Annotated in this window: 18 protein-coding genes and 2 pseudogenes; 18 read left to right on the forward strand and 2 right to left on the reverse strand. The window is 38.2% G+C overall.

The window, feature by feature from the left end:
• Window positions 1-32: 32 nt before the first annotated feature.
• The 8 genes from argR (at window position 33) to IGJ87_RS02335 (ending at window position 6,766) form a co-directional block, all read left to right on the forward strand.
• Window positions 33-488 (forward strand): arginine repressor, encoded by a 456-nt coding sequence (gene argR / locus IGJ87_RS02300; protein WP_002286829.1) that lies wholly within the window; start codon window positions 33-35, stop codon window positions 486-488.
• Window positions 489-505: 17 nt separating this feature from the next.
• On the forward strand, window positions 506-2,008 hold the full coding sequence (locus IGJ87_RS02305) for a phosphoglucomutase (protein WP_002300335.1): 1,503 nt from the start codon (window positions 506-508) through the stop codon (window positions 2,006-2,008).
• 94 nt (window positions 2,009-2,102) lie between these two features.
• Window positions 2,103-2,309 (forward strand): hypothetical protein, encoded by a 207-nt coding sequence (locus tag IGJ87_RS02310; protein ID WP_002293677.1) that lies wholly within the window; start codon window positions 2,103-2,105, stop codon window positions 2,307-2,309.
• An 85-nt stretch (window positions 2,310-2,394) separates the two neighbouring features.
• Entirely contained in the window at window positions 2,395-2,796 is a 402-nt protein-coding gene (locus IGJ87_RS02315; RefSeq protein ID WP_002286825.1) for an organic hydroperoxide resistance protein, read from the forward strand.
• 154 nt (window positions 2,797-2,950) lie between these two features.
• Window positions 2,951-4,282 carry an FAD-containing oxidoreductase gene (locus IGJ87_RS02320; RefSeq protein ID WP_002300334.1) on the forward strand — a complete coding sequence of 444 codons (1,332 nt, stop codon included), beginning with the start codon at window positions 2,951-2,953 and terminating at the stop codon, window positions 4,280-4,282.
• Window positions 4,283-4,303: 21 nt separating this feature from the next.
• Window positions 4,304-4,930, forward strand: a complete 627-nt coding sequence (locus IGJ87_RS02325; protein ID WP_002326200.1) for a cysteine hydrolase — start codon at window positions 4,304-4,306, stop codon at window positions 4,928-4,930.
• 192 nt (window positions 4,931-5,122) lie between these two features.
• Entirely contained in the window at window positions 5,123-5,704 is a 582-nt protein-coding gene (locus IGJ87_RS02330; RefSeq protein ID WP_002300332.1) for a TetR/AcrR family transcriptional regulator, read from the forward strand.
• 486 nt (window positions 5,705-6,190) lie between these two features.
• On the forward strand, window positions 6,191-6,766 hold the full coding sequence (locus IGJ87_RS02335; RefSeq protein ID WP_002302305.1) for an SOS response-associated peptidase: 576 nt from the start codon (window positions 6,191-6,193) through the stop codon (window positions 6,764-6,766).
• A 204-nt stretch (window positions 6,767-6,970) separates the two neighbouring features.
• On the opposite strand, the gene IGJ87_RS02340 is transcribed toward IGJ87_RS02335, so the two are convergent.
• Window positions 6,971-7,309 carry a hypothetical protein gene (locus IGJ87_RS02340; protein WP_002286804.1) on the reverse strand — a complete coding sequence of 113 codons (339 nt, stop codon included), beginning with the start codon at window positions 7,307-7,309 and terminating at the stop codon, window positions 6,971-6,973.
• A 287-nt stretch (window positions 7,310-7,596) separates the two neighbouring features.
• Here IGJ87_RS02340 and mazE point away from each other — a divergent pair, with 287 nt between their 5' ends.
• The 3 genes from mazE to IGJ87_RS02355 all read left to right on the forward strand — a co-directional run bounded on the left by mazE (window position 7,597) and on the right by IGJ87_RS02355 (window position 10,465).
• A complete protein-coding gene (gene mazE, locus IGJ87_RS02345; protein ID WP_002323011.1) occupies window positions 7,597-7,827 on the forward strand; it encodes a type II toxin-antitoxin system PemI/MazE family antitoxin in 231 nt (76 codons plus the stop codon).
• Window positions 7,827-8,168, forward strand: coding sequence for a type II toxin-antitoxin system PemK/MazF family toxin (locus IGJ87_RS02350; RefSeq protein ID WP_002302307.1), 342 nt, complete (start codon window positions 7,827-7,829; stop codon window positions 8,166-8,168). The genes mazE and IGJ87_RS02350 overlap by 1 nt, the downstream gene beginning before the upstream one ends.
• 977 nt (window positions 8,169-9,145) lie before the next feature.
• A complete protein-coding gene (locus IGJ87_RS02355; protein WP_113848360.1) occupies window positions 9,146-10,465 on the forward strand; it encodes an IS1380-like element IS1678 family transposase in 1,320 nt (439 codons plus the stop codon).
• 358 nt (window positions 10,466-10,823) lie between these two features.
• On the opposite strand, the gene IGJ87_RS02360 is transcribed toward IGJ87_RS02355, so the two are convergent.
• Window positions 10,824-11,986 (reverse strand): IS3 family transposase gene (locus IGJ87_RS02360; RefSeq protein WP_087663845.1). Its coding sequence is split into 2 segments (ribosomal slippage): window positions 10,824-11,710 and window positions 11,710-11,986, totalling 1,164 coding nucleotides; the frame shifts between segments, so codons are not numbered across the junction.
• A 330-nt stretch (window positions 11,987-12,316) separates the two neighbouring features.
• Here IGJ87_RS02360 and IGJ87_RS02365 point away from each other — a divergent pair.
• From IGJ87_RS02365 to sapS, 7 genes and pseudogenes are all read left to right on the forward strand, one after another.
• Window positions 12,317-14,821 (forward strand): SpaA isopeptide-forming pilin-related protein, encoded by a 2,505-nt coding sequence (locus IGJ87_RS02365; RefSeq protein ID WP_430609780.1) that lies wholly within the window; start codon window positions 12,317-12,319, stop codon window positions 14,819-14,821.
• Window positions 14,821-16,121: pseudogene (locus tag IGJ87_RS02370) on the forward strand (pilin N-terminal domain-containing protein). The gene IGJ87_RS02365 and the pseudogene IGJ87_RS02370 overlap by 1 nt, the downstream one beginning before the upstream one ends.
• Window positions 16,122-16,199: 78 nt before the next feature.
• Complete coding sequence (locus tag IGJ87_RS02375; RefSeq protein ID WP_002325884.1) at window positions 16,200-17,153, forward strand: IS30 family transposase; 954 nt, start codon at window positions 16,200-16,202, stop codon at window positions 17,151-17,153.
• A 39-nt stretch (window positions 17,154-17,192) separates the two neighbouring features.
• Window positions 17,193-18,890: pseudogene (locus IGJ87_RS02380) on the forward strand (SpaH/EbpB family LPXTG-anchored major pilin).
• A gap of 73 nt (window positions 18,891-18,963) precedes the next feature.
• The gene (locus IGJ87_RS02385; protein ID WP_002298884.1) at window positions 18,964-19,857 is read left to right on the forward strand and encodes a class C sortase; all 894 of its coding nucleotides are present in this window, start codon (window positions 18,964-18,966) and stop codon (window positions 19,855-19,857) included.
• 183 nt (window positions 19,858-20,040) lie between these two features.
• Window positions 20,041-20,715 carry a two-component system response regulator SapR gene (sapR, locus tag IGJ87_RS02390; protein ID WP_002291233.1) on the forward strand — a complete coding sequence of 225 codons (675 nt, stop codon included), beginning with the start codon at window positions 20,041-20,043 and terminating at the stop codon, window positions 20,713-20,715.
• 17 nt (window positions 20,716-20,732) lie between these two features.
• The gene (sapS, locus tag IGJ87_RS02395; protein ID WP_002286770.1) at window positions 20,733-21,758 is read left to right on the forward strand and encodes a two-component system sensor histidine kinase SapS; all 1,026 of its coding nucleotides are present in this window, start codon (window positions 20,733-20,735) and stop codon (window positions 21,756-21,758) included.
• The last annotated feature ends 6 nt before the right edge of the window (window positions 21,759-21,764 follow it).

Here is a 21,764-nt window from a genome sequence, read left to right on the forward strand (position 1 = left end):
TTTGCTATAATCAACATTGAGAGGTGTCTAATATGAAAAAGAAACAGCGACAAGCACTGATCCGCCAGATCATTACAGAACAACCTATTGGGACACAGGAAGAGCTGCTTGCGCGGCTGCATGAAGCAGGCGCCGATGTGACTCAAGCAACGATTTCTCGAGACATTCGAGAAATGAAGTTAGTAAAAAGTCAAAATGAAAACAAAATAGTACGCTATACATTATTTAACCAGCCATCTGTTTCTTTAAATGAAGAACGTTTGCGTACAGCAATTAGACGCGAGGTTTTGCGTATCCAGTCTGTTCAGTTCATGGTCATCGTATTGACTGAACGAAATGGTGCCGATGTGGTAACGAATTGGCTAGATGAAGTGGCTTACCCTGAAGTTGTCGGAACGATGGCCGGTGTAGATACATTCATTATTATTTGCCGCTCAGAAGAAGAAGCACAGCGATTTGCAGAAAAGCTGGAAAAAATGAGGGAATAAATGAGGAGGACTTTTATATGAAAGATATGAAAGCGCTGCAAAATGGATCGGATATTCGAGGAATCGCATTACCAGTTGAAGGATATGAAGTAAACTTGACGACAGACATGGTAAAAAAGATCGGCTGGGGACTAGCAAACTGGATAAAGAAAAAGAAGAAATCAACCGATCCAAATAAAAAATGGACGATTGGGATTGGTCATGACAGTAGGATAAGCGGACCAGCACTGAAAGAGGCGTTGATCCAAAGTCTGAAAGAACAAGGGATACATGTCATCGATTTCGAATTAGCTACTACGCCTGCTATGTTTATGTCCACTCAATTTGAACAGTTCTCGTGCGATGCTGCGGTTATGCTGACTGCTAGCCATCTTCCCTATTATTATAATGGAATAAAATTCTTTACCTCAGAAGGAGGAGCAGAAAAAGAAGATATTGCTTTTATCCTATCACAGCAGCAAAAAATAAAAAGCGAACAAACTGGAAGCGTAGAAAAAGCAGACCTTTTGACACCTTATGCGCAAGATTTAGTCACAAAAATTAAAAAGGGGATTGGAACACTAGAAAGCAAACCACTAAATGGTTGGAAAATCATTGTTGATGCCGGAAATGGTGCTGGTGGATTCTTTGCTGAAAAAGTATTGAATAGCTTAGGTGCGGATTCAACAGGTTCCCAATTTTTGGAACCAGATGGCCGATTTCCTAATCATATCCCAAATCCTGATAATAAAGAAGCGATGGAAAGTATCAAGCAGGCTGTTTTAGCAAATGAAGCAGATCTTGGGATCATTTTCGATACAGATGTGGATCGTTCTGCAGTTGTCAGTGCTTCTGGAACAGTGATCAATCGAAATAATTTGATCGCAGTATTAAGTACAATCGTATTAAAAGAGCATCCAGGAACAAGAATCGTGACGAATTCCCCTACTTCTTCTCATCTACAAAGATTCATTGAAGAAAAAGGAGGCATCCAAGTTCGTTATATTTCCGGCTATCGAAATGTAATCAATAAAGCATTAGAACTTAACCGTCTTGGGAAAGATACACAGCTAGCCATCGAAACAAGCGGACACGCTGCATTCAAGGAAAATTATTTTCTGGATGATGGTGCATATGTCATCGCAAAGATCCTGATGCTTTTGCCAGAATTAAAAAGAAAAGGTATCACATTAGATGAACAAATCAAAGAGTTGAAACAGCCCGTAGAAGTACAAGAAATCCGACTAAAATTGTTCAGCGATGAACCACGCGAACAAGGAAACAAGATATTAGAAGAAATGAAGCGACTGTTGGAAGAAGAAAAAGGGATGAACTTCGACCCGAAAAATGAAGAAGGTATTCGGTATGATCTAGAAGAGCCATACGGAAACGGCTGGTTTTTGATCCGTTTAAGCTTACATGAGCCGTTACTAGTATTACAGATAGAAAATGATGAATTCGGAAAGAACAAGTTGGCGTTAGTAAAATTAGCAAAATTATTCGGACATTTTTCTGATCTTGAATCATTAACAGCAGAATAAACCAGTCTTTTTGAAAGGCTAGTTGCTTGGACGGCAAAAAAAGTGGTATGGTTAAATCGAATGCTGGTAGGGAGACCAGCAAAAGGAGGAAAAAATGGTAACGAATATGGTTATTTTTTTAACAGTATTGGTTTATGGGGTCAACTTTCTGGTATATATGTATCTTAAAATCAATCATATAAAAGATTATGTAGAAAAGATTGCAATTTATTTTGGAACAAATATGACGCTGTTGTTCACGAGTAGTATTTTTTTGTTTTTTGGAAAAATAGTAGAAGACGGCATTCTGGTATTCGAATAAGCAGAATTTTTGTAGAAAGCGCCTTACTTGTCATACACTATAATTATAGCCAAGTAGCAAATGGTCAATCGAAAGGAGCAGTACAATGAAAAAAGCATACGAAACAGCAATGATCAACCATGGCGGGCGCAATGGAGAAGTCGAGGCACCAAATGGCTCGATGCATATGAAAATCACTCCTCCAGGAATCCATGCAGAAGGAACAAATCCAGAACAATTATTTGCAGCAGGTTATGCTTCTTGTTTCAATGGGGCGGTACAACATATGATCAAAGAAGCAGGAATGACAGCAGAGTCCACAGTAAAAGCACGTGTCTCTCTTTATAATTTAGATGATGGCGGCTATCAGATCGGTGTAGTGTTAGAAGTGCATATCGATGGCATCAGCGAAGAAGAAGCCCAAAAAATTGCAGAAGATGCGCATGAATTCTGCCCTTACTCCAAAGCAACTAGAGGAAATATCGATGTAGAAGTAACGATTGTTTAGAAGAATAAAGGAAATCGAACCAGACTAAAAACGTGAAAGGACCGCTTTTTGTCTGGTTTTTTTTGACAAATAAAGCAGATGATTTGGAAAATAGACGATTATCGGTTATCATATTTTTGTACCAATCGGTAGGTAAAAAAGAAGCGAGGGAAAAATGATGGAAAAATATCAAAATATTGTGATCGGTTTTGGAAAGGGCGGTAAGACTTTAGCAAAGGCGTTAGCTTCAAAAGGCGAATCGGTTTTAGTCGTTGAAAAGTCAACACGTATGTATGGCGGAACATGTATCAACATCGGCTGTATTCCTTCTAAATCATTGATTTTCAATGGAGAAAGAGGAATCGACTTTACAGAGGCTGTTGCTCGGAAAGAAAAATTGACGGGCATGCTTCGAGCCAAAAATTATCATATGATCAGCGATGAGGCAACTGGGACAGTGATGGACGGTACAGCACGTTTTCTTTCTAACCATCAAATCGAAGTGACGAATAATGGTGAAAAAGTGATTGTTGAAGGCGAACGGATTTTCATCAATACTGGTTCTGAACCAATCATTTTACCAATCAAAGGATTGAATACAAGTCGCTACTTGATTGATTCTACGCAAGCGATGGATCAGGAACAATTACCGGAAAAATTAGTGATCATCGGGGCTGGATATATTGGCTTGGAATTTGCATCAATGTTCAATGAATACGGATCTAAAGTTGTCGTTCTTGATGCCCATCCTGAATTTCTTCCTCGTGAAGATGAAGATATCGCGCAAATGATTTTAGAAGACATGACAAATGCGGGAATCGAATTCCATCTAGGTGTATCTGTAGATCAAGTAGCAGACCAAGAATCAACAGCTGCCGTCACCTTTACAGAAGATGGCCAAGAAGTAACAATCCAAGCGTCAAAAGTTTTGGCTGCAACTGGAAGAAAACCAAGTACAGCATCACTTGGATTAGAAAATACAGATGTTAAACTAACAGATCGCGGAGCAATCGCTGTGGATGAATACCTTCGTACAGATGCAGACAACATTTGGGCGATTGGAGACGTCAAAGGCGGATTGCAGTTCACTTATATTTCTCTAGATGATTATCGAATTATCATGGATCAGTTGAAAGGCGAGAATACACGAACAACGAATAACCGGAAAGCTGTGCCTTACAGTGTATTTATCACTCCAACTTTATCCAATGTAGGATTAACAGAAAAACAAGCCAAAGCACAAGGCGTCAATTACAAATTATTCAAGTATATGACAAGCGGTGTTCCTAAAGCACAAGTATTAGAAGATCCTAAAGGGGTATTCAAAGTTTTAGTCGACCCTGAAACTGACTTGATTCTAGGGGCAAGTATCTATGCGGAAGATTCTCATGAAGTCATCAACTTGATTTCGCTAGCTATGAATGGAAAACTTCCTTATACGTTATTGAGAGATCAAATCTATTCTCATCCAACAATGAGTGAAGCTCTAAATGATGTATTAAAATAAATAACGAATGGAGAATTTATCATGTTCAACAACAAAAATACAGCAGTAGTTCTAACTGACCCGCAAGTCGAGTTCTTGAAACCAGCAGGCGGTGGCTTTGGTTTGACAAAAGATATCTTAGAAAAATACAATACGATCGAAAATATGATCGAAATGGTGAAACAAGCAAAAGAAAAAGGATACAAACTCTTTATTTCTCCTCATTATTTTTATCCACATGACCATAAATGGCAATTTGGCGGTGCAGGAGAACATATGATGCTTGAGCAGCAGATGTTTGCTAGAAAAAGTCAATATGAACCAGTCGAAGAAGGTTCAGGAGCCGATTTTATCGAAGAATTGAAACCATATTTGGATGAAAATACGATCATCAGCTCTCCTCATAAAATCTTTGGACCAGAAAGCAATGATTTGGCGCTTCAATTGAGAAAAAATGGAATCGACACAGTAATTCTCGGTGGAATGAACGGAAACTTGTGTAGCGATTCCCATATGCGTGAATTGGTAGAGAGTGGATTCAATGTTGTTGTAGCGACAGATGCAATTAGTGCTCCTGGCCAAGAAGCAATGGATGCAGCGTTGACGAACTTTGGCTTTATTGCAGATCAAGTGATGACAACAGAGGAAGTATTAGAGCAACTATCATAAGATAGGAACTGCTTTTGTCCTCGCAGTTCTTGAATCAATGAACATCTAGCTATATGAGAACACATGAGAACAGTTTTATAGTGAGGGCTGTGTCAGATAATTTGGCACAGTCTTTTTTAAACGATTAAGAAGAAAAAATGATGAATTTATTGTATAATATAGGACTATGAGAAATGAAAAAGGAGAATATCATTGAAAACAAAGGAAAAGATCTTGGAAGCGACCAAAGATCTTATTTATAAAAAAGGCTATCATGAAACGTCAATCCGAGATATTCTAGCAGCTTCTGAGACGGGGAAAGGGCAATTTTATTATTACTTTTCTTCAAAAAAAGAAGTTTGTCTAGCGGTGATCCATGCGCATATGGACGTGTGGCAGACAGAATTGTTCGAAGACATCTTAAATGCTGGAAAACAGCCAGAAGAAGCATTAGAAGAAATGTTGGACTGGATTTTTGCTGATCATGAGACACAGATCACTTATCATGGCTGTCCTGTAGGTAATTTGATTATTGAGTTGAGTACAGTGGATGAAGAATACCGTCTGTTGCTACTAGAATTAGTCAATCAATGGGTCAAGTATACGAAACAAAATATCCTGGCACTTTCTGAAGAAAAACTGTCCGATGAAGAAGCAGACCGTCAAGCCAAAGCGTTGATTGCTGAAATCCAGGGAAGTATCTTATTGTTGAAAGTCACACAGGATCTATCACTACTTAGACAAAATTTTCAATTGATCAAAGAAAGATTGTTAACTTCGCAAAAGGTTCTTTAATAATTAGAGGTTGTGAAAAAGCTGCCCTGCATCAAGTAATAAGAACAGCCAAATAAAAATAGCTGCTCATGTTTTTCGTTTGGTTGGGCTTATTACCGCAGATGCAAGCTTTTGAACACCGTTTAAGGAAGAGGTTGTGAAAAAGTCGCTTAGTTTCGAGTATTAAGAAAAATTTTGTGAAAATGGCTTTCTACATTTTTGCATAAATTTGGCTTAATACCGAGAAACTGGCTTTTGAACACCGTTTACCCAGAGGTCGTAAGCCTGCCGTTTCACTTCGGGTCACAAGGAACAATTTCAAAAAACATCTTCTCATGTTTGTTGAATATTGTGACTTGTGACCGAGGAGTTGGCAGGAGAATACCATTCACTGGAGAGTTTGTCACTTGTCACAACTTTTTTAGTTCTACACAAATTGAAAGCGTTCTGTTGGTGCGAACTTCTTGTTGCAGTGTATGATAGAAAAAAAGATTGGGAGGGATTAGGATGTGTGGTCGTTATTTTTTTGATCTAGAGTCAGAGCTCCTTCAGAATTATTATCGAGAAGCCCAGAAGAAACAACCGGAGCAGGCAGCAGAATTAGCAGCTGGAGAAGTTTTTCCTTCAAATCTTGTTGTTACGTTAAGAAAAGAGGAAGAAAACATCCTCACTCCGGAAATCATGAAGTGGGGATTTACCGGATTTAAAAAAGGACAATTGATAATCAATGCCCGTGCAGAGACAGTAGAAGAAAAAAAGACCTTTCATCAACCATTTTTGCAAAATCGTTGTGTTTTCCCAATGAGTGGCTTTTATGAGTGGAATGAAGAAAAAGACAAATTTATGTTTTCAAATAAGGAAAAAATAGTGTATATTGGCGGTTTTTATCGTAGCCATCAGGATGAAAAAATGGCAGAATCAATCATAATGACTACTGAACCTAACCGCACAGTCGCACCAATCCATGACCGAATGCCGCTTGTCTTGACTGAAGAACAAATCGAACCTTGGGTAACAGATATTTCTTTTGCGCGAAAAATCATTACTCAGCAGATGCCTGAATTAGTAATGGAGAAGGTATAACATAATCGATTTTTCAAAGAAAGAGCGGCAAAAAACGAAAAAGACTTCAGCACAGATCCCAAAAACAAAGAGAACAGAAGAAATGCTCATAAGCTGCATATACTGCATCTATAGGGTCACAGTCGACCTTTCTAATGTATAGCTTCTATTTGTTTTTTACTCGTGCTGCGAGTCTTTTTTATTTATACCTAACGATGTTTATCATTATGACTCTTTGAATTCTTGGAATCTAAAATTCAAAGTTAACGACTGGTTGGCAGTTGTATATTCTCTGAATTTATAGATAAGAGGTTGCCATTTATCCACATTGATATGAGTTGGATCATGTAAAATCCCTTCTTCTACAAAAATAGCTACGATCTCACGTTCTACAATAGCAAAGTCTTGTCTAGTTGAAATTCGTTGAACCAATGTTTCTATTTGAAGCGGGCATTCTTTGATCCGAACAGTTGAAACTTCTTCACCTGCTAGTTTCGTGAACTTTCCCAATTGAAATTTGTCAGAGCAAAAGGAATAGCCAGCTTTTTGTTTATAATCGGGCATGATAGGATGGCCTGTCGTCTTTGCGATTTTCTCCCAAAGCGTTTTATCTGCAAAATTGAAGGTAGCGGGGGGGTTAGCTATAGTATTTGGGTAGCTTTTGGATCCATAGGTTCAATGTTTCTTGGATTATTTTTTTAGTTAAAGAAAAAATGAACTGGCTACAATTTATTTCTATTTATATCCAATAAGATATACTTTAAACAAAACAATTTTCTAGATAGTTTACAAAGGGGAATTTTGCGTTACTTAGTGTTATATAGTATACTTTTATTAAGGGAGTGATGATAATGCTTGTTACAAAATCTAGATTACAAGGAAGTTCTGTAGTGGTAACTTTACCTTCTGATAACGGAAAGAAACCTTCAGAAAACCAAGAATATATCGTTGTGTATTCTGATGATGGAACAATTACGTTAGTTCCAAAAATTGAAGATCCATTTAGTGGTGGGGAAGAGGCCGAGTATTATGAGAAAGACGAATGGGAAGATTTAACTCCTGAAGGGAGAGAAATTTTATAGTGTCAGAAGAAAGAATTTATATTCCTAAAAAAGGTGATATTGTATGGATTGATTTTGATCCCTCCGTAGGAAAAGAAATTCAAAAAAGACGACCAGGACTAGTCGTCTCTCGTTATGAATTTAACCGTAAAACAATGTTTTCGGTCATATGTCCAATTACTTCCACTATAAAGAATTTACCGACACGTTACTCATTACCTGAAGAGCTAGATATAAAAGGACAAGTAATTATTTCACAATTAAAATCTCTTGATTTTAAGGAACGAAAACTCAAAAAAATAGAAAACTTACCATTGCAAGACATGGCTAAAATTGATCAGATTATACAGTATATGTTTTAAGCATTGTAAGTAAACTCTATAATATTTTTATATGCTAAACATAACGAAATTAAAAAAAGGCCAAGTAAATGTCGTTCATTCTACTAGTGTGGTCGATGGCATTAATTTCCGTATCTTAAACTAAAGAATATATAGCATTTTAAACGAATGATTGAGGTGATTTCCTCAAGTCATTCGTTTTTTTGTGTCACAAAACTTGTTTTTTCACGACATATCTTAACGTATACGAAAAGTCGCGACAATACTTTAACAGAAAGAAGAAAAAGAACAACTGACAGTTTTAGTCCTAAAAAATCTAAACTCTTTAGATATGAGTAATGTCATTTTAAACTATATCGATGCTCAAAAACGTAAAATTTGGGATCAAGATCTGTCTAGGAAAGAATTTCTATAGTTTAACTGAATAACACAAAAAGGCATATCATGCGACAAGAAAAATAATGAAAAGAGAAATTTGCCATCACTGGAACATCCATACAGAAATTAGCATAGATTCTGAAAAATCTACCGCTAGTTTTTATTTAGTTGTTCTAACGACACCAATACTTGTAATGATCGAAAATGTGCAATTGGGTCAGATAGTGAACCAAAGTAGAATCTCAAAGCGACAATTATGAATGTAAAAGTACCTTTTATGATTAGTTTATTCTCTAATTGATTACATCCCGTATAATTAATAAAATTACTTTACCGATTACACGATCTTATGTCAGTAGAGCTTTTAGGTACACTATCAATACAGTTCATTCCAGTATAATGTAAGGTTTTTTTTATTTTGAGTCACTTTTTGTCAATATTATTATTTACAATACCTTCTATAATCCTGAATAATTCATACTTTTAATTAAAACCATGTGAAACTGCCTCACGGCAGCTTACAATTACTTTTTCATCTTCACCCGTTAAGTGATGAAAAAAGAACCCCTTTCTGCTATGGTTAAAGTGACTAAACCAACCAAAAGAAAGGAGTTCTTTTCATGACTAGCTTACACAAAAACCAAGTAAAATTCAATTCAAATATCACTATTTCTCATACAGGTGGTCAATTATCGAGTGATTCGGGTCTCGTCCTAGTGAAAGAGCTGATGAACATCTTTGGTTTTTCTGAACTGGCTAAGCAACACATTCACATTGAAGACGAACGAGCGTATTTTACTCATGACAACTTATCCATACTTGAGCAGTTCATTATGCAATTAATTGCTGGTTACTCAGCTGATTCTGCAGCTAATCTCCTGAGACAAGATCCTGTGTTTAAAGCTGTTTTAGATAGGAAAGAACTCGCTTCTCAATCTTCACTTTCCCGATTTTTAGATCGACTATCTGAGGAGAATATCCATGAACTTCAAGCTTTGAACCAAGAACTTATCGATAAAGCACGCCTCATCCGTAATGATACGGAATTAATCATTGATTTAGATTCGACCCATTCAGATACATTTGGTCACCAAGAACAAACGAATTATAATACACACTACCAAACCTATGGTTACCATCCATTGGTAGCTTTTGACGGATTGACTGGTGACTTCTTAAAAGCTGAACTACGTTCAGGAAATCAATATACATCAAAAGGCGTAAAGGAGTTTCTCACACCTTTATTAGAGCACTATAATCACTCTCTACCAAACACTGACATCTTGGTTCGTGGAGACAGCGGGTTCGCTACACCTGGTGTGTATGATTCGTGTGAATCAAAAAAGAGTCATTATGTTATTCGACTGAAGAATAATCGTAGACTAGGTCAAATAGCTGAGAAATCAGTACTTTATGGCGATAATCAAAAGTGGGAAGAACGAGAAGTTCAGTACTTCTCGATCACTTATCAAGCACAATCCTGGTCACAAAGTCGTCGCGTGTGTATACGCTCAACACGTGAAGCGGGCGAACTACTCTTTCGACATGAATTTATCGTGACGAATCTATCAGAAAATGTTTCTCCTGATACCATCTTTTCTATCTATGCCAAACGTGGCACAATGGAGAACTTCATTAAAGAAGCGAAAGCTGGCTTTTACTTTGACAAAACAGACAGTCCTCGCTTTTTGGAGAATCATGTCCGAATGATGCTCAGCTTGATAGCTTACAACTTAGTCAACTTCTTAAGAACGATTGGCTTTGAAGAAGTCCAAAAGGGAATGACCATTCATTCTATTCGATTGAAGTTTCTGAAAGTTGCTGGGAAATTAGTCCAAACGGGTAGACGAGTCTATCTCAAATTATCTAGTTATCATGTGTATCAGAATGAATTCTACAGGGTCTTTGCTCGCCTGAGGCGAGCCAGTCAATGGATCTAATCCAACAATCTAACGATTTTTTTACTGGGAAGTTATCCAGGGAGAAGTATGCTCAAAATGCCTTACACCCAAAATTTATTCCTCAATATTTTTGAACAGTGAATGTTTGAAGTAACTTTTTAGTCAAAATCAGTTGATAGGGATATTAGTGATACATATTTCAATAAAATGTGCCAAAGAATTAAAGCTATGAATTATTCAGGATAATAAAAGCTATTTAAGGAAGTGTTTGGAATGGCAACAGTTTTTTTGACAAATTTTATAAGGTGCAGAACTTCTTTCCGTATGCTATTCCGATTGTCCTTGACAATGAGCCTCCTCGGATGTGACGATCTTCGACAGGAGCTAACAGTTAAAGTTAGACTGCCTCGCTAGCGTTAGCACATCCGAGCTCATTATCAAGGATTCGCTGCGCCAATCTCTGGTTACGGTAACCAACCGGTGTCTCGTAGCCAAGTGTACCGTGCAACCGAAGGTGGTTCCACCAATTGACATAGTCAAATAACTCCAAATCCAATTGTTGTAAGGTTTCAAATGTGTATTGATAGACAAATTCTACTTTCAACGACTTATAAGTTGATTCAGCTACGGCATTATCAAAAGGACAGCCTTTATGACTCAATGATCGATTGATGTCAAAAGTTGTTAATAATTCATCAATAGCTTGGTTATCAAACTCTTTTCCACGATCAGTATGAAAAATCTCAACCTCTGTCAGAGGTTGTTTGATACGGCCAAATGCTTTTTTTACTAGAACGGCATCTTTATGTTCTCCACAAGAATAGCCGAGAATTTCTCGATTGAACAGATCCAAAATGAAACAGACATAATTCCATTTTTTCCCGACTCGTACATAAGTCAAGTCTGTTACGATCGCTTCTAATGGGTTGTCTCTTAAGAATTTACGATTCAATACGTTTGTCGTTTTGGCTTCATTGCAAGTAGAATGATGTACTTTAAAATAAGCAACAGTATAGCTCGATTTTAATCCTCTATTTTTCATGATTCTACTAATTTTTCGTCGGCTGATCTGAATGCCTCGTTTTGATAAGGCTTTTTTTATTTTTCTTGAGCCGTAGGCCTTTCGGCTGCGGATAAATTCTTCAGCGACTACTTCTTCAAGTTCTGATTCGTCTTTCTTTGGTTTTGATTGATAATAATAGGACTGACGTGATAGACCTAATATTCTGCACATCGCTGATATAGGGTAAAGATGCTTATTCGCATCGATTACTTGTCTCTTCGTCCGAATATCAGCGCTGCTTGCTTTAAAATATCATTTTCCATTTCTAATTGCTGGTTTCTTTTACGTAGTTCTAACAATTCTTTTTGTTCAGGCGTAAGATTATCTTTTTCTTTGAATGAACCACTCGTTTTAGATTGCTTTACCCATTTGTCAAATGCTGAAGCCGTTAGTTCATATTCTCGAATGATTTCTACACGTGGCTTTCCAGCTAAGTAAAGATTGACGATTTGTTGCTTGAATTCTTGTGAAAAAGTTCTTCGTGTTCTCTTAGACATAAAAATTCCTCCTGGTATGTTTTCTTCTAGTCTACACACCTTAATTTTTCTGTCTAGTTAATTGTAGCCTATCCAGTACACTATCGTTATGGAGAGGTAAAAGAAGGAGATAATAAAGCGACTCACTGGGTTGGTGATGGTTCTTCTAATAACAATACGAATGGCAGTCCTACTTCGCAAGAAAAGTCATCTGCGATCAACACAGTTGCTTATCATCATTGGCTGAAAAACAAGTATCAAGAGAACCCGCCAAGTATCTTCTCCATTGGTTTAGGAATCGATGGAAACGTTAGCGGGAGACAACGACTAGATGCTATTGGACGAAATGTATTGAAAAATATTGCTGATTTAGAAGAAGATGGCGTAATACCGCGATATTACAATGCGAACAACAAGAATGACATTGTTACAGCCTTGGAGGATATCTCTTCTACCTTCAAGAGAACGATCCAGCAAGCCACACTTTATGATGAAACTGGTTTTAATGTCTCACCATTTGGAGCTGGCAGATCGGCAGATATTCAGTTTTACCATCTAGATCCAGGAGAAAACGGCATGAAGTACCAAGAGCCAGAAATATGGGATGAAGAACGTCATGGACAAGCCCCACCAGAAGTAGTGGCGACTCCGACAACGTATGTCGGACGGGAAAACCAAGCTTATAAATTTTCTCCGATTTCTTTAGGTGAAGGGGAAATGGTCAGGATCAAGTACCAAGTAAAACTTGATGCGGGAGCTCAAGACGGAAATTTTTACACAGTGAACAATATGGCCTATATTCAGAACCTGGAGGATTATGAGAATGATATCACTACTGGACGGATGTATTTCCCATCTCCTTCCATTCGTTACGAACATAAAGGCCGTAATTTCCAAGTCAGCAAGAAGGGTCAAAATGGCGAGCCGTTGGCTGGAGTCGAATTTGCATTATATGACCAAAATCCAGAGAGTGGGGAAGCCGAACCAATCGAAACAAGTAAAACGACCACGGACGGAATAGCGATCTTTGAAACGAAGATGCCGATTTTAGGAGATGAAACTGGAGCAGTCAGCGACATATTTTGGATCAGAGAGATCGCTGGACCACCACGTTATCAGTTAGTAGATGAGACATATCAATTCCAAATCAAAAAATATGCAGCCAACGAAGATGAGATGTTAGGTCACTACGAGCTTGTAGATGAATATACATCTGGTTCGAGAGTCGGCGGACCGGAAGGTAAAGATCCGAATTCCTATTATGAAGGAGAATATCACAAGCTTTCTGTTGTACAAGAGCCCAACATAGAAGGCACAGAGTATGATGAGTTGTATGTCAAACTGGAAATGCGAAATGAATTCAAGCCAATCCACATGAATATCAATAAACTAATTGAAGGCAGTAATATGCCAATCAATGGCGCAGAGTTTGAACTTTATGAAACAGATGGTAACGGACTGGAAATCGGATATCCAGTAGCGAAAGGGCTTTCTGGTGTGAACGAAGTAGAGGAAGAGAAAGGGAGACTCACGTTCTATTCAGTAGATGAAGACGGGAAATATGTAATCGTGGATGGTGAGAAAGTTATTCATCCAATCGGAGAGCCAGATTCATTTGTTTATAAGGATAGTGAAGAAACTACCAACTATGCAGAATACAAAATCATTGAGAGCCAGAACCCAGAAGGTTTCAAAGAACCTGACGAAAATGACACATGGGTCTTGCGACTTTACGATAATGCTATAGGGACTATCCAGCTCAAGCAAACAGGTGAAGAAAATTGGCAATATCTCACGTATACAACAGATGAAGAGGATCGTTTATGGGTAGCATTCACTGCTTACAATACGTTTGATTATCGGGAGATCCGAGTTAGAAAATTAGACCATGAAGGCCATACATTAGATGGTGCAGGTTTCGATATCAGGAAAGTGGGGGATTCTTCCTTCCCGCTGTATCGAGCATACACTGGTAATCCGTTAGAACCAGAAGAATCGAAACGTTTGCCTGGGATCGGATACTTCTATTCTCGTGCCGTAGGAGTAGAAAAGTATGTCGATTTAAATTACGACCAACCTCTGCATCTGTCTATTGGTGAATATGAGGTCTCGGAATCTGTCGCACCAAATGGGTATCGGCTATCTGATCAAGTGTTCCAGTTTGCACTGAATGAAGAAGGTAAGTTTATCATTGAAGATACGGTCATCGAAGACGAAAATGCTCCCTTGCCGGAAGGCTATGAAATCATCGATGGAGTACTACAAGTAACCTTAGAAGATGAACTAGCGCCAATCGATTTGGAACTTTTGAAAATTGACAGTATGAATAGCCGACGTCTTGAAGGCGCAGAATTTTCAATTGAGAAACAAAATAGTGCAGGAGAGTATGAAATCATCGAGGGAGGCTTGGCACCAGATCCAAACGATTCTTCCCTATTCAATGCTTCAGACTTGTTGGAAGGGGTCTATCGGATCAAGGAAGTGAAGTCACCTGACAGCTATAGAAAACTTCCAGGTTACTTTATTTTAGAAATTAGTTATCGAGAAGAACCTGACATAGAAAATGATCGGGTAGTTCCAGGAAAAGAAGCGGGTACACTAAAAGTTGAGATTTCGTATTATCCAAACGAAGAAGCAGAGACGCCTGATCTACAGCAAGAGTTAGAATATGAACTTTTGGAGACAAATCGAATCAGATTACAGCTTAGTGTCGGGAACGATCCTGAAAATCCGTTGCCTGCTACAGGAGGATCCGGACGATTATTCTATATCCTGCTTGCTGCATTCTTCATGGCGCTTGCAGGAGCAGCCTATGGTTTGTTTGTCAGACAATCTAAAAAGGAGGGAGCAAGGTAATGAAAAAGCTGTTGTGTTTGATGCTTCAATTACTTGTTTTACTACCGCTTGCAGCAGTCCTTCTTCCACAGGCGATGTCGGCAGAAGAATCAGGGGAAGATGTCGTGGAATTCGTGTTGCATAAACGGATGATTCGAGATATCGATTATAACGATCAATTTGAATACCATGAAAATGATGGCTTGGCTATCTCTGAGGAAGCAGGGGAAACAGCAGATATCATTTCACAGACGGTGCTACTAAATGGAGCGACATTTGCCATTTACGACATGACCGATTATTATCATGAAAAAAAGCTGCTGAAAACATGACTCCTAAAGAATTCGTCCAGCAAATCGCTGAAACGAACAGAAACAATATCCGTCAGCTAATCACAGAAGAAAGGCTTGTCCAAATAGGGACTTCGGTAACAACTGGGAAAGATACGGTTGGCGGATTAGGAAACGGGATTGCACGTATCAAAGCACCTAAGAAAAACCAAGATCGGGATGCAGTTTATTTGATTTTCGAAGAATCGATTGATCCAGAAGTTGGATTGGATGTTGATATCGATCAGACAGCTATCCCAATTGCTGCTATTTTGCCAATTTATCACCCGACAGAATCAACCGAGGAACTGCAAGAGATTCATATCTATCCTAAAAATGTCGGTTATCTAAGAGATCCATACTTCTTCAAGTATGGACGTCAAAGAGGAACAACTGAAAAAGGAAAACCATTAGAAGGTGCTGTTTTTGCTCTATATCAGATGATAGAAGGGGAGAAATATTATTTAGATATGGCTCCTGCTAATGACTTGAAAAATCAATGGATCAAACCAGCAGACAATGATCCTTTGAATGACAAAAATGTAAGCAAATTCATTTCGGATAAAGAGGGCCTTGTTACGACAGGACAACGTTTCTTGCCTTCTGGCACCTATTATTTTGAAGAATTAAAAGGTGTGGAAGGTTACGAGATGGATGAAGCAAGTAAGAGAATCGAGGTCATCATCCCTGAATTTTGGGTGGATGCAAAAGGCCAACCACAATATGTAGTAGTTAACGGACAGGAGATGGCTGAATTAGAATCCGGGAAAGTTCCAGTCTCTGCCTATGAATCCGCAACACCACGTGTTTATAACGAGACCGTAAAAGAAACAACGGACAAACCGAAAGAGCCGAGTGGTCCAAGCAATCCAGGTCAATCAGGAAAATGGTCCGTATTCCCGCAAACGAATGAAGCAAGAACGTTGATTTCTTTACTAGGAATTCTTTTATTGTTAGGTGCTGTTTTATTAATACGCCGTTTGTATAATTAAGCGAGACAAATAAAAAAGCCATTTATGTTACACTCAAATTGTAATACCCGCTAAAGCATACAAGGAGAGTGAACATAAATGACTTATACCCATCTTACACCAAACGAGCTTGTAATGATAGAAGCATATTTTCATCAAGAAACTCCGGTTGCTATCGTTGCGAAGCAGCTTAAACGTGGACGCCAAACAATTTACAATGTCTATAACTTTCTCAAATGTGGTGGAACAGCACTTGAATACTTTGAACAATACAAAGAAAATAAGCGACGTTGTGGGAGAACCGAAATCATTTTTCCTGCTGAGGAAAAAGAATACATTGCAAAAAGATCAACTGAAGGTTGGACCCCAGACGTCATTATTGGCCGTGCAGAGCGAACCTTCTCTTGTTCAGTAAGTACCCTCTATCGCCGGTTTAAGACGGGAGAATTCAATGTTTTACATTTACCGATGCAAGGAAAACGAAAACCAAATGGTTATAAGGAAAAACGTGGAAAACAGGCATTCAAAAGAAATATTTCTGAACGTAAAAAAGATTATGTCGTTTTCGAAGAAGAATTTGGACATTTAGAGGGTGATACGATTGTCGGCATCCACCATAAAAGTGCCGTCATCACACTCGTTGAGCGACTTTCAAAAGCCATTATCGCCTTGAAACCAGAAGGCCGTAAGGCAGTTGATATTGAAAATTCGATTAATGAATGGCTTCAATCCGTACCCAAAAATCTTTTCAAATCAATTACCTTTGATTGTGGAAAAGAATTCTCTAATTGGAAAAGTATTAGTAATACGAATGATATTGATATTTATTTCGCAGACCCAGGAACGCCTTCCCAACGGGGATTAAATGAACATTCAAACGGACTCCTCCGAAAAGATGGACTACCAAAAGAAATGGACTTCAACCAAGTCAATCAAGGATTCATCTCATCCGTTGCGTCCAAAAGAAACCATATCCCTAGAAAATCACTAAATTACCAAACACCATTAGAAGTTTTTTTGAGTTACGTAAATGGAAAGTTTTGTCTCGCTTAATTTGACAAATAATAATAAAAAAAGAACGGGGAGAAAAAAATGAATAAAAAAATGATTGTCACGGGAATGAGTGTACTGTTACTCGTTACTGCGGGAATAGGGATTTTCGGGAACGGAAAACTAGTCAAAGCCGAAGAAGTCGCACAAAAACCAAGTGAAGTGACGATTACATTACACAAAAAAGGTTTCTCATCTGTTCCGGAAGAACGACCGAATAGCGGATTGGTTTCTACGGATTTTGGTGAAGAAAATATTCCAGGAGTCGATTTTGATTTGTTTGACGTAACGGAAGTATATTACGATTTGATTCGAGATAATCCTTTAACACCGGAACGAGAAGACGGTCTTAATTCTGCCGAAGCGATTGAATGGATTCAAAAACGGCACACAGAAAGTTGGTTTTTAAAATATCGACTGACAAGTATTGACAAACAAACAACGAATGAAGCTGGAGAAGCGGTATTTTCTACCGTCCAAGTGACGGAAGAAGCACCTTCTTCTAGAGATAAAGTCTATCTTTTCTTAGAAACTTATTCGCCAGCTCATATTTCCAGAATCGCGTCTCCAATGGTTGTTATGATGCCAGTGATGATGCCTGATATGGTGGATGGTGTGTGGGATGGTTCTACATAGAAAGACACATACAATACAGATGTGCATTTGTATCCGAAAAACGAAATCAGAGAAGCAGATAAACAGATGAATGTAGAGGAAAGCGACCTTAGACAAGTAACGATTATTAATGAAGCTGGAGAACAAGAAACGATTTCTTATATTGATCTAGAAAGAGGAAAAACGGCTTCTTACACGATCACAGCACCTATTCCTTATTTCATCGATTCTGTCCTTGAAAACGGAAGCGCTGTTATCAAAAATTACAAAATCACAGATACGCCTACAGTTGGTCTAACTTATTATGATCAGGAAATAGAAGTGCGAGCCGGCGAGACGATTTTAACAAAAGGACAAGATTATATAGTAGAAGTAGTAAACAACGGGTTTGTCGTGACGATTTTGACAGAAGAAAATGGAGTAGCCAAAGTAGATACTTTAGGTAGATTAGCAGATGCACGTGGAGGAGATTTAACGATCACGTATAATTTGAAGGTTTCCACAGAACTAGAAGCGGATGATTTCCATAACAACACAGCGGTTATTGAAATCGGACGAAATGATGAATTTGATTATGAAGAAGGAGTAGAGCCGCCAGAGAAAGTCACAACAGGTGGAAGAAAGTTTGAAAAATATGATGCATCAAGCAGTGAATTGCTTAAAGATGCAAGATTCGAATTGTGGAATGAAGACCGTTCTGAATACGCAATATTTTATAAAGGGGAGTCGCCTTTAGCTGTTTATGAATCAGGAGCAGATAGAATTGAGTGGGCAACAAGCGGACAAGCAACAGAATTTGTCGCAGATGGAAATGGATACTTTGAGGTTCAAGGGTTAGATTATGGAACCTATCAAATGAAAGAGACCATGGCGCCAGAAGGTTATGTACTTCCAACAGGTGAGGCAGCCTTTACTGAATTTATCATCTCTTATGGAAGCTATAATGAAGAAATTCAGATCGTAGGAGTAGAAAATCCAGGGCCAGAAAGAGTACCGAATATGAAACGCGGGTCACTTCCTGCTACTGGTGGGAACGGGCTCTTGGCATTCTTACTAATCGGAATAAGTTTGATGATTGGAGCGTACAGCTGGTACCGTAAATCTAAAATGAAGTCTGAAGTATAAGCAACAAAAATAAGCTGCAGCAATCGGTTTTATAAAGGTTGCTGCAGTTTTTTTAAATAAGAAGGTGAAGAAAATGAAAAAGAAAATAGGTAATAGACCTCAAACCCAAATCAGTCTTTTATTACAATTATTTATGGCAGTGATGTTTCTTGCCGGAGCTGCAGTTTTTACATATCCATTTTTAGCAGATGCTCTCAGCAATTATTTGGATCAAAGAAGGATCGAGAATTATCAAAAGCAGCTTGAACGCGATAAAGAAGAAAAACATGAGCAACAATTAGCAGTGCATGAAAAGAAAAATCAGACGCTTGCTCATACATCAGTAATCCCAGGAATGGGACAAGTCAAAGATCCTTTTGAGCAAGCGGTTAGAAATGTCCAAAATCCAGGAAAAGAATATTACGAACAACATATGATCGGAGCCATCTATATTCCGAAAATCAATGTTAGCTTGCCTTTATTTGATGAAACGAATGATCTTTTGTTAGATAGAGGAGCGACAGTCCTGCAAGGCACCTCTTTTCCAACTGGAGGAGAGAGTACACATTCCGTGATTACCGCCCATAGCGGTATTGCTGAGAAAAAACTCTTTACGGATCTTGAAGAAATGGAGCAAGATGACCGATTCTATCTTGAAGTGTATGGTCGGATGCTCGCTTATGAAGTCGTTGAGAAAATTGTTGTCCTTCCAACAAAAACAAATACATTAGCAATCAGAGAAAAGCAGGATCTAGTCACACTTATCACTTGTACACCTTACACCGTGAACACTCACCGATTACTAGTGACAGGAAGGCGAGTTCCCTTTACAGAAGAAGTCTCTTCAAAGATAGAACAGACAAAAAAATACCATCTTTATCGATTACTTATACTCCTTCTAGGTATATTGCTAGTGCTAACGCTTTTCGGTTATTGGTGTTATCGAAAATTTAAAAGACAAAAACAACTAAGGAAAAATAACAGATAATAGACCAATTATTAAGAATAACATAATAAATTTAAGCTGCTTGGAAGAGACAAACGCGATTAAATCGCATATTTCCAGTTTTTTTTAACGTTTGCTAAAATGACATTTTCCAGGTAAGCCAACTTGTTTCACAAGGGCTTCTTTGATATTGTAGTAGCAAGAAGAAAGATGGAGGGATTTTTTATGGCAAAAATCATGGTAGTCGAAGACGAAGAGATCATTCGACAATTGATCATGGAGGAACTTGAGAAATGGCAATTTGAAACCTTTGGAACGACCGATTTCAATCAAGTGTTCTCAGACTTTGAAAGAGAAGAACCACAGCTTGTATTACTAGATATTAATCTTCCCGTTTTGGATGGCTATTATTGGTGTCAAAAAATACGTGAAGTATCGAAAGTACCGATCATTTTTATCTCCAGCAGGAATACGAATATGGATATGATCATGGCTATGAACATGGGGGCAGATGATTTTGTGACAAAACCGTTCCAAATCGATGTACTGATTGCAAAAATCAATGCATTACTTCGCCGTTCTTACAACTACACAGAATTATCTAGTGAAATGATGAGCCACAATGGCATTACGTTGAATGTTGACAACGGAAGTATGGAAATCAACGGAGAGATCATTGATTTGAGCAAAAATGAATATCGTCTATTATTTATTTTGATGAAGCACAATGGAAAGATCTTAAGTCGGGAAAAATTGCTGCGAGCACTGTGGGATGACGAACGATTTGTAGATGACAATACATTGACAGTCAACATAAATCGGTTACGCCGAAAAATCGAACAGGCAGGTATCCAAGGATATATCGAAACAAAAGTAGGACAGGGATATATCGTTCCCTGAAAGGATGAGCGGTTAAGATGAATTTTTTTAAATATTTGAAAGATCAGTGGACATTGATCTTGGGATGGCTGTTTTTTATTGCATTGACGATCTTTGTGATGTGGCTGGCGCCAAACATCAAAGTGGATTTGAGCACAATTGCTTATTTAGCTTTGATTGAGGGCGTCTTTCTGATTTTTTATCTGCTGGGTGGTTACTTGAGCAAGAGAAGATGGTGGGGAAAATTAGCCGACATACAAAAAACTTCCCCTTTGCAAAACTATTTGAGCGGTGGACGAACAGAAGAAGAAAAACTTGTGGAAGAATATATCAATCAGCTGATCCGTGAACACCAAGAAGTAATGCAATCAGCAATCAGTAATCAACAAGACCAAAAAGATTATATTGACTCATGGGTCCATGAAATCAAAGTGCCACTTTCCGCTTCTAAATTGCTAGTTCGTTCGATCGAGTTCGATATTGACGATCAAAAGTATACATTACTAGAAAATGAATTATCAAAAATCGATGAATACGTAGAACAAGTTTTGTATTATGCAAGACTCGACAGTTTCTCGCGGGACTACCTCATCCAAGAATATGGACTAAAAGGAATCATTCAGCCTGTGATACGCAGTCAGGCAAATTATTTTATCCAAAAAAATATTCGCTACGAGATTGTTGGTGAGGATCATACTGTTTTGACCGATGCTAAATGGATCGCTTTTATCTTCAACCAATTGCTTAGTAATGCCATCAAATATACGCCGGATCACGGAAACATCATTGTGAGCATAGAAAAGGAAGCACAAGGAGTCAGCCTTTCAGTTAAAGATTCAGGGATCGGTATCCCAGCGGAAGACTTGAAACGGATCTTTGATAAGGGATTTACTGGGAGAAATGGTCGACTTAGCAAAACACATTCAACAGGATTAGGACTTTATTTAGCAAAAAATCTGGCCGAAAAATTAGGTATCCATTTGACGGCTGAATCAACTGAAGGAAAAGGGACAACAATGACTTTATTTTTCCCAATCTTAAATTTTTATAATGAAAAACGTTAGAAAAAC

Source organism: Enterococcus sp. DIV1411a, assembly GCF_050531945.1.
GTDB classification, from domain to species: Bacteria; Bacillota; Bacilli; order Lactobacillales; family Enterococcaceae; genus Enterococcus_B; species Enterococcus_B faecium.

Bases quoted from the DNA above. Each gene is read 5' to 3' on its own strand.
- argR (WP_002286829.1), top strand. From the start codon at position 33: ATGAAAAAGAAACAGCGACAAGCACTGATCCGCCAGATCATTACAGAA.
- IGJ87_RS02305 (WP_002300335.1), top strand. From the start codon at position 506: ATGAAAGATATGAAAGCGCTGCAAAATGGATCGGATATTCGAGGAATC.
- IGJ87_RS02310 (WP_002293677.1), top strand. From the start codon at position 2,103: ATGGTAACGAATATGGTTATTTTTTTAACAGTATTGGTTTATGGGGTC.
- IGJ87_RS02315 (WP_002286825.1), top strand. From the start codon at position 2,395: ATGAAAAAAGCATACGAAACAGCAATGATCAACCATGGCGGGCGCAAT.
- IGJ87_RS02320 (WP_002300334.1), top strand. From the start codon at position 2,951: ATGATGGAAAAATATCAAAATATTGTGATCGGTTTTGGAAAGGGCGGT.
- IGJ87_RS02325 (WP_002326200.1), top strand. From the start codon at position 4,304: ATGTTCAACAACAAAAATACAGCAGTAGTTCTAACTGACCCGCAAGTC.
- IGJ87_RS02335 (WP_002302305.1), top strand. From the start codon at position 6,191: ATGTGTGGTCGTTATTTTTTTGATCTAGAGTCAGAGCTCCTTCAGAAT.
- IGJ87_RS02340 (WP_002286804.1), bottom strand. From the start codon at position 7,309: ATGCCCGATTATAAACAAAAAGCTGGCTATTCCTTTTGCTCTGACAAA.
- mazE (WP_002323011.1), top strand. From the start codon at position 7,597: ATGCTTGTTACAAAATCTAGATTACAAGGAAGTTCTGTAGTGGTAACT.
- IGJ87_RS02355 (WP_113848360.1), top strand. From the start codon at position 9,146: ATGACTAGCTTACACAAAAACCAAGTAAAATTCAATTCAAATATCACT.
- IGJ87_RS02375 (WP_002325884.1), top strand. From the start codon at position 16,200: ATGACTTATACCCATCTTACACCAAACGAGCTTGTAATGATAGAAGCA.
- IGJ87_RS02385 (WP_002298884.1), top strand. From the start codon at position 18,964: ATGAAAAAGAAAATAGGTAATAGACCTCAAACCCAAATCAGTCTTTTA.
- sapR (WP_002291233.1), top strand. From the start codon at position 20,041: ATGGCAAAAATCATGGTAGTCGAAGACGAAGAGATCATTCGACAATTG.
- sapS (WP_002286770.1), top strand. From the start codon at position 20,733: ATGAATTTTTTTAAATATTTGAAAGATCAGTGGACATTGATCTTGGGA.